The sequence below is a fragment of the Pseudoduganella violacea genome (assembly GCF_014191875.1).
GTDB classification, from domain to species: domain Bacteria; phylum Pseudomonadota; class Gammaproteobacteria; order Burkholderiales; family Burkholderiaceae_D; genus Rugamonas; species Rugamonas violacea_A.
Genome location: NZ_JACHXD010000038.1, coordinates 1 through 6,631, shown reverse-complemented (window position 1 = coordinate 6,631; position 6,631 = coordinate 1). Strand labels below are relative to the sequence as shown.

At 53.3% G+C, this 6,631-nt stretch carries 7 protein-coding genes; 3 read left to right on the top strand and 4 right to left on the bottom strand.

The features are described 5' to 3' along the window. Together FHS03_RS27960 and FHS03_RS27750 are read left to right on the top strand one after the other, a co-directional pair. A partial coding sequence (locus FHS03_RS27960) for a hypothetical protein (protein WP_221208284.1) occupies window positions 1-256 on the top strand: 256 nt, incomplete at its 5' end. Between the two features lie 62 nt (window positions 257-318). Further along, window positions 319-2,232: a helix-turn-helix domain-containing protein gene (locus FHS03_RS27750; protein WP_183444145.1), complete on the top strand. Its 1,914-nt coding sequence runs from the start codon at window positions 319-321 to the stop codon at window positions 2,230-2,232. Window positions 2,233-2,355: 123 nt separating this feature from the next. Here FHS03_RS27750 and FHS03_RS27745 read toward each other — a convergent pair whose 3' ends face one another. Genes FHS03_RS27745 through FHS03_RS28705 form a run of 3 tightly spaced genes read right to left on the bottom strand, consistent with a single transcriptional unit; the run spans window position 2,356 to window position 3,536 of the window. Further along, window positions 2,356-3,036 carry a hypothetical protein gene (locus tag FHS03_RS27745; RefSeq protein ID WP_183444144.1) on the bottom strand — a complete coding sequence of 227 codons (681 nt, stop codon included), beginning with the start codon at window positions 3,034-3,036 and terminating at the stop codon, window positions 2,356-2,358. Beyond that, complete coding sequence (locus FHS03_RS28700; protein ID WP_183444143.1) at window positions 3,026-3,304, bottom strand: transposase; 279 nt, start codon at window positions 3,302-3,304, stop codon at window positions 3,026-3,028. The genes FHS03_RS27745 and FHS03_RS28700 overlap by 11 nt, the downstream gene beginning before the upstream one ends. After that, complete coding sequence (locus FHS03_RS28705; RefSeq protein ID WP_443094325.1) at window positions 3,267-3,536, bottom strand: competence protein CoiA family protein; 270 nt, start codon at window positions 3,534-3,536, stop codon at window positions 3,267-3,269. Before FHS03_RS28705 ends, FHS03_RS28700 begins: the two co-directional genes overlap by 38 nt. 171 nt (window positions 3,537-3,707) lie before the next feature. Between FHS03_RS28705 and FHS03_RS27735 the strand changes: the two genes are divergently transcribed. Further along, a complete protein-coding gene (locus tag FHS03_RS27735) occupies window positions 3,708-5,378 on the top strand; it encodes an anti-phage dCTP deaminase (RefSeq protein WP_183444142.1) in 1,671 nt (556 codons plus the stop codon). Between the two features lie 740 nt (window positions 5,379-6,118). Here the strand turns inward: FHS03_RS27735 and FHS03_RS27955 are convergent. Next, window positions 6,119-6,631: hypothetical protein (locus FHS03_RS27955; protein WP_221208283.1), on the bottom strand; the 513-nt coding region annotated here is incomplete at its 5' end.

Here is a 6,631-nt window from a genome sequence, read left to right as displayed (position 1 = left end):
TGGCCGATGGCGAACAGTGGGGATGCCGCTATTGTCTCAGGTCCGACTGCCGCGCGGAGCAGCGCCTGATGAATTAATCAGTGCTTCCCTAGGAAAATTAACCACGATCAGAATCCTCTCACGATGCTCGACGCGTGGTTGCAAAAATAATTTTCCTCTGCTTGCAGATTTGGTTCCTCTGGTGGCTTTTCCATTATTAAAAAATCATCCCAACCTCAGCATGCCGGAGCGACCACTCATCGAACTCTCAGTCTAATATGTGCAGCATGCTGCACATTTCTTCATCATTTATCGATAATGTGCAGTATTCTGCACATCATGGATACCCTGGAAATTGGCAAAATCATCGCACAGCGGCGGCAAGAGCTAGCGCTAACACAACAAGAAGTGGCAAATAACGCCAGCGTCAGCAGGCGTACCTTAAAACAGAACGTGAGCCCGTCCGATACCACCGCAGGCTACGTCCTGCGCGAGCTTGCGAAGGATTCGCACGCTTGGCGAATAGATTGGTTCGGCGCGACGACTTATGCGGAGCGCTACCGACGCTCCAGCCAGCCCCTGATCGATGTGCAAATTTCCCAAGTCCCAGAGGGCATTACGGACTTCCACGAGTTCTTCGGCCGCCGCAAGTCGCAATGGCCAAATACGCGACGCCTAAGGCTTCCGGTAGGCTTTTTGCCGATGCTGAAAATTGGTGACATCTGGCGAGATGGCAAACGCTGCGAGAGTCCCGACTACGAGATTGCCACGTTCGCCGAGTTGGAAACCACCAGAGACGTCTGCACCCTGATCAAGGCGGGGCTGCCGGACGAAGCCACCGGACAGTATTTTCTGCCGCTCGACATTCACCCATACCATGTCAAATTCACGCAATCCTATTGCCTCCATATCGAGCACAGTGACGGCAGCATCGTGATTCCGTGCACCGAGCTGCTGCGCTTCTATTTCGGCTCAACCAGCACCCTTGTGTCACGGCTTTTTGATGCTCCATTCAAGCAAGAGAACTTCTGGATTGACCATCAAATGGACGGAACAGGTTCCGCTAAAATCCATCTGGCGTCCGGTATGTCCGGGCGATCCGCGACTGATATCGGCCGCATCACTTTTTCGAAGACTGGCCGTCAGGCCGCCGAGCTAGTCGGGAACTCCTGCATCGCCGCGACCGCGCGCGGCGAATCAGCGTACGTTAAAGCGATGTTCCCTTTCAGTGGAAAAACCAACTTGTCAGCCTCGGGTATTTGGCTTCCGTTCAACGGCAAGGAGCGCGGGGTCTTCCTCGTTTTCAGGCTGCGCTCATGCTCGCATCGCTTCCCCTTCTCGCGGCTCCATTACACTTCCGAATGCGTGCAGGCGCGATCCACAAAAACGACAGCCGGTGCGGCGTGGCCGGCACCAGATGCCTCTCCGGCGTTTTCGCGTCAGCGCAGAGACTCCAAGCTGCTTTCGGATCGCGAGCCCGACAAATCGAAGCAACCACGAAAGCTGGACCTTGCCAGCGAAGAGATGCAGTTCCCCGACTTAGCTCGTAAGCCCGTATCTCGGGTCGATAGCGAGGTCACACCAACGATACGGCTCTCACAACAGGGCATGTCCATCATCAACAGCTCTTCGGTTGGCTGCGAAGGTTCCATGGCCACGATCCAGCCCATTGAGCTATCGGTGGCTGATGCAGGTACGCTGACCAGCAACATCACGACATCATTCCCGCACGTCGTCATTTTTTATCAGGTACTCCAGTACCTCGCCAAGCAGCCCGGCTTCTTGTCCGTGGACGTTGTTCGGCTAAGCCCACGGCAACGGCACGACCACCTGTCCATGATGCCGCGAATCGTCGATGAAGACGGAGAGCTTCTGGATGCATGCGTGATTGCCCAACCGGCTCCAGGTGAGCCCAGCAAAGTATCCACGCGGAACCGCCATATTTCAGTCGCTCGCGCCCAAGAGCTGCATCGAACGTGCTATCTCCTGATCCCCGAACCTGACGACAAAGAATCGTTTTCGCTGCACGCCATCATGGACTGTTCTCGCGGTATCCGCACCACGGATGACCTTCTTGGCGCGATTGCGCTGCACTTCAGTACGCCGAGCTCCTGGAATGCAGCTCTTCAGCTAAACGAAGGCGTGACGTCGGCGAAGTTTGTCACTAACGAGAGCCGCGATAGCGCCGCAGAAAAGATAGCCGATGAGCTTTGGGCAAAGATGGACCGTTTCATCCACGCTGGGTCCCGCTGATCCTGCCCGTGCAGGCATTCGATATGACCAACCAGACCAAGCTAAGTGCACTGGTTCTGCCCGCAGCCCGATCTTTTATCACGAGCAAGCGCCAAAGTACTGACGAACGCCCTCATCGGCGTTCTACTGACCTCTACCCATTGGGCCGTCTACTTTAGTAGCGCTGAGCTCTTCCTCAAGCAGCTTGTAATCGGACTGGACAGATTCGACAGTGCGGCCAATGTCACCTCGCGCAAGCTCCTGACGATACTCTGCCGAATCGGGCAACTCTGAATTACTAAGTTCGGCATCAAATGCTTCAATGTGTATTAGTAGCCATTGAAGATTGTCGATTGTGCTGAGAAGTGCCGTAACGGCACGAGCACTACCCACCTCGTGCACAGGGATAGCCTGGAGAGCCCTGATGATATGTTCTGTGCTGGACTTTTGGAATTCGGCAAGGCGTCTTAAGCCGTCATATGGCCGGATACAAAAAATGCGCTCAATCAAAGCGACATTGGATGACGCAGCACTACAGATTGCAAGAACTGCTGCGCTCTTGCCAGCCCGGTCCCGATCCTGCATAGCTACAGCCGTGTTATGTGCGTGCCGCGCTTGGCGTTCGCCAAACATAAACGCCCCGAAGATCGCCGCAATTGATCCTATCGCCTGCACCCAACTTGCCGCCTCACTGGATTTGAATCCCTTTGCAGGATCATCCAGAACAGCAGCCAATGCCGACAGCATAAACGTGAATGCGATGACGATGATGAAGGCCAGGATGTATTCCGCTACTTCTCTTTTCCAATTTTTTTTAGGCTGCATACCCGAGCACTTTTCTTAGTATGTCTCGCTCCGTCTTTACCTTGGCCAGCTCACGGCGCATACGCTCGTATTCGTCCAGCGATACCTTCTCAGTGCCAGCAGGGTCCGACTTACTGGTGCCGGCGATATCGCGACACCACCGGCCAAGCAGATCTGGGCCAATGCCAAGGTCCCGAGCTATGCCGGCCCTGGTGGCTCCGGGCTGGCCGACCAACTTGACCGCTTCTCGCTTAAACTCTTCTGTGAAATTCTTGCGTTCCCGCTTCATACAAAACCTCCGTTGGTGACATCATACCTTTCGGAAGTGTCCGTCTAAACGGGGGAAGGCCACATTTACGTCGATTCTTGTGAGCCCAATGCCAGACTAGTTGCTCGCCGCACTTCGGGACCATGTCTCGACCACAGTTCTGACAAATGCCAGTCGCGCCAGGCGACGGGCGTGCACGTTTCCATTCACAATCGCGATATCCATAGCTCTCCGCGAGCCGATCCGGTATCAATCTCTTCAATCTCGATCGCAGCCTTCAAAAAATCACACATTGTAACTAGATAGGCTGACGGTCGTCGTCAACCCGCAACATTCGATCACTCCTTGTCAAACTTACCCGAAAAATTTCCTTCTTGCATTCCCGAAGTAAAAGTTCCATGATATTTTTCGATCAATTTATTTCATGATTTCGCTGGAACCATCGTCGACAATGAATGCGCAACTCTCCCCGGCATCAAGCAATGCCAGTAAAGCAGGCACCGATGTAACGAAGCTGCTTAAAGGCCGTGCATCACAGGAATTTGTAATCGGCGTCATGGGCGCAGTAGGTTGCGGCCTTCCACGTATCGTTACTGAGTTTGATGAGCAGCTGCAGAAATTGGGGTACAAAGTCGTTCGCATCAAAGTTAGCGATTTTATTTCGATCCAGATCGATAACGGAACCGTCACCATCCCAACGGACGACAACTCCAATCGGTTCTTGAAGTACCAGAGCGGCGGCAACGAACTTCGGCGACTCTTTGGTAACGAAATCATGGCCGAGTATGCAGTAAGCCAGATTGGACGGCATCGCTTAGTAATCGATCCCGAACTGAAGGATTTGGCCAAAGAGCCGCCGAGAGTCGCTTACATTATTGACCAAATCAAACACCCGGCTGAAGTTGCGCTACTGCGCACCATTTACCGCAACAATTTTTACTTGGTTGGTGTGATGAGCCTGGAAGCCAATCGTAAGACTCGACTAACTGATGACGGACTTCGCCCGGCCGTAATCGAGGCAATTGTCAGTCGCGATCGGAAAGAGGGAGCAAAGTTCGGCCAGCAGCTGGAGAAGGCCTTTAAGCTTGCGGACTACTTCATGCACCACCCACTCGGAGACAAAGAGCTGGTGCCCGCACAAGTTAAGCGCTTCTTAGACCTTACACACGGGGACAATGCGATCACCCCGACCAAGCACGAACATGCCATGTATGTAGCGTACTCGACTGCAATGAAGTCGAGCTGTTTGTCGCGTCAAGTTGGAGCCGCGATTACAGACCGCTCTAGCCGCATCGTCGCGGTTGGGACGAACGATGTTCCCCAATACAAAGGCGGACTCTATTCCGGGGACGGCCCGCTTGATGATCGCTGCTTCCAGTCGCGGAAAATTTGTGAAAACAGCGCTGAGAAAAATCGTCGTCGCGAAAAGATCAGGGCGGGCATTCAAGAAAAGTTCGCAGATGTCTTTAAGGACCCGAAGATGGCGAAGGCTGCTCTGGCAAAAGTCGATGAGATCTCGGAGTTCGTATACGAGCAGTCGGGAATTCCAGACTTGATCGAGTTCTCACGTGCAGTTCATGCGGAAATGGATGCGCTGATCTCCCTATCTCGGGGTGGGGGCGGATCGACCGTAGGCGGCAATCTATACGCCACCACATTCCCATGCCATAACTGTGCTCGTCATATTATTGCGGCGGGCATTGATAAGGTCTATTACATTGAGCCTTACGAAAAAAGCCTCGCTCCCGAAGCTCACAACGACGCGATCGAGGTCCTGGATCACGACGACGGGGTAGAAGCAGCACCATCAAAGCTTCGTTTCGTGCACTTCTCAGGTGTTGGGCCGCGCATGTACCCTGAGTTCTTCCAACGAGAGACACGGAAGAACGACGCGGGCGAGTTCATCTCAAGCAGCACAAACATAGCAGGAGGACTTCCGCTGAAGATCGTTCATGAATACATCGACTCTCACCGGGCGTTTGAGGTCAAGGTTGCATCCTTGTTCGAGGAGCATTTCCCGCCGCCGCAACCGTCCGTTGCAGCTGCGCCGACCTTAGTTCCGGTCACTGGCGGATCGGCCAACGACCCACAGTAGATGATGAGAGTGGTAGCATCAACAGACGTTTTTTGGCGGCGGAGATTGATGCTTTACAACAAATTTTTATTCGCGTGTGCGAAACGAAATTGTTCTGCTAGAATAATTTGCAAGACGGCGAATGATGTATAATTTGCGCCTCACCAAAAATGCATTGCAAAATGGTGAATCAAACGGAGCCCAACATGTCCAACAATCGTCAAGACGAGAAGCAACTTTCGCTAGACTTTGAGCGAGGACAGTTTGATCAATGCGTGCAACGTGCTGTTACTCTACAAGTAGCTAGCCGCATCGTGCGATCACACCTTGAGCTCGTCGTTAACAATCCGCGCATTGACGCTCCGCTTTCCCCAAACTCGTCTGAGATCACAAGTATCTTGGCAATGCAGGCGAAATCTCTTAGCTGGTAAGCAATTGCCTGCTGTTTCTGTTCCGATTGGGACCCGTTCGTCTGCACCATCCTGGTCTGCCGGGAGCCATTTTTGAGTGTGCAGACGTCTGCACACTATCCGAGCCGCTGTCAGGTTGCCCCCCCCTCCGTCATGGACACTTCAAAAACGGCGGCAAGAGACATAAGCATGAACACGATAATCATCGCAAGAATGTACTCCGCAACCTCTCTTTTCCAATCTTTTTTCCTAGTATATAAACCTTTCTAATTTTTTTGGGGAAAATCCTATCACGACAGTTTCGGCAGCGGCCCGCCGCTGACCTCACCGTCAGTACGAGCAAATCCCCCGCTAATCTGCCTGAAGAAATTTAGCCCACTGCATAGAGTTGATGCGCCGTCGGATGAAACGTCGCAAACGCTTCCGATGCTTCGCCTCAATATCTCGTAGCAACAAAGCTCGCATTGCTGCTTGCTCCTCCGCGCACGGCCCAACGGGTAAATGCTCCAGGACGCTCACGGCAGCTTGGAACCAGTAAGGAGGGCTTGCGAAGTCCCTCATCAGCTCCGAATACCGACAACGATTCGCTCGGAATATTTCCTGAAAGCGGCCGGGCCAATCCAGCAGATACCACGTCGCCACTTGCAGCAGCGCGTGCCGCTGCGCCACTCCGAAGTGTTCAAATGGTTCCCTTGCTCGGGAGAGTTTTAACGGGGGTAAGGCAAACCGTTCGCTGGCCACTTCTAACAGTCGCCGCGTCGTCCAGGGCGTAAGCGTCTCGCCAGCGCCGTCTTCCATTGAGTGCAGCGCGTCGCCATGATTGAATTTGGGATGCAAATTGATTGTGTCCACAAATTTATTTAT

Bases quoted from the DNA above. Each gene is read 5' to 3' on its own strand.
- FHS03_RS28700 (WP_183444143.1), bottom strand. From the start codon at position 3,304: ATGAAGCGGGAACGCAAGAATTTCACAGAAGAGTTTAAGCGAGAAGCG.
- FHS03_RS27735 (WP_183444142.1), top strand. From the start codon at position 3,708: ATGATTTCGCTGGAACCATCGTCGACAATGAATGCGCAACTCTCCCCG.
- FHS03_RS27750 (WP_183444145.1), top strand. From the start codon at position 319: ATGGATACCCTGGAAATTGGCAAAATCATCGCACAGCGGCGGCAAGAG.
- FHS03_RS27745 (WP_183444144.1), bottom strand. From the start codon at position 3,036: ATGCAGCCTAAAAAAAATTGGAAAAGAGAAGTAGCGGAATACATCCTG.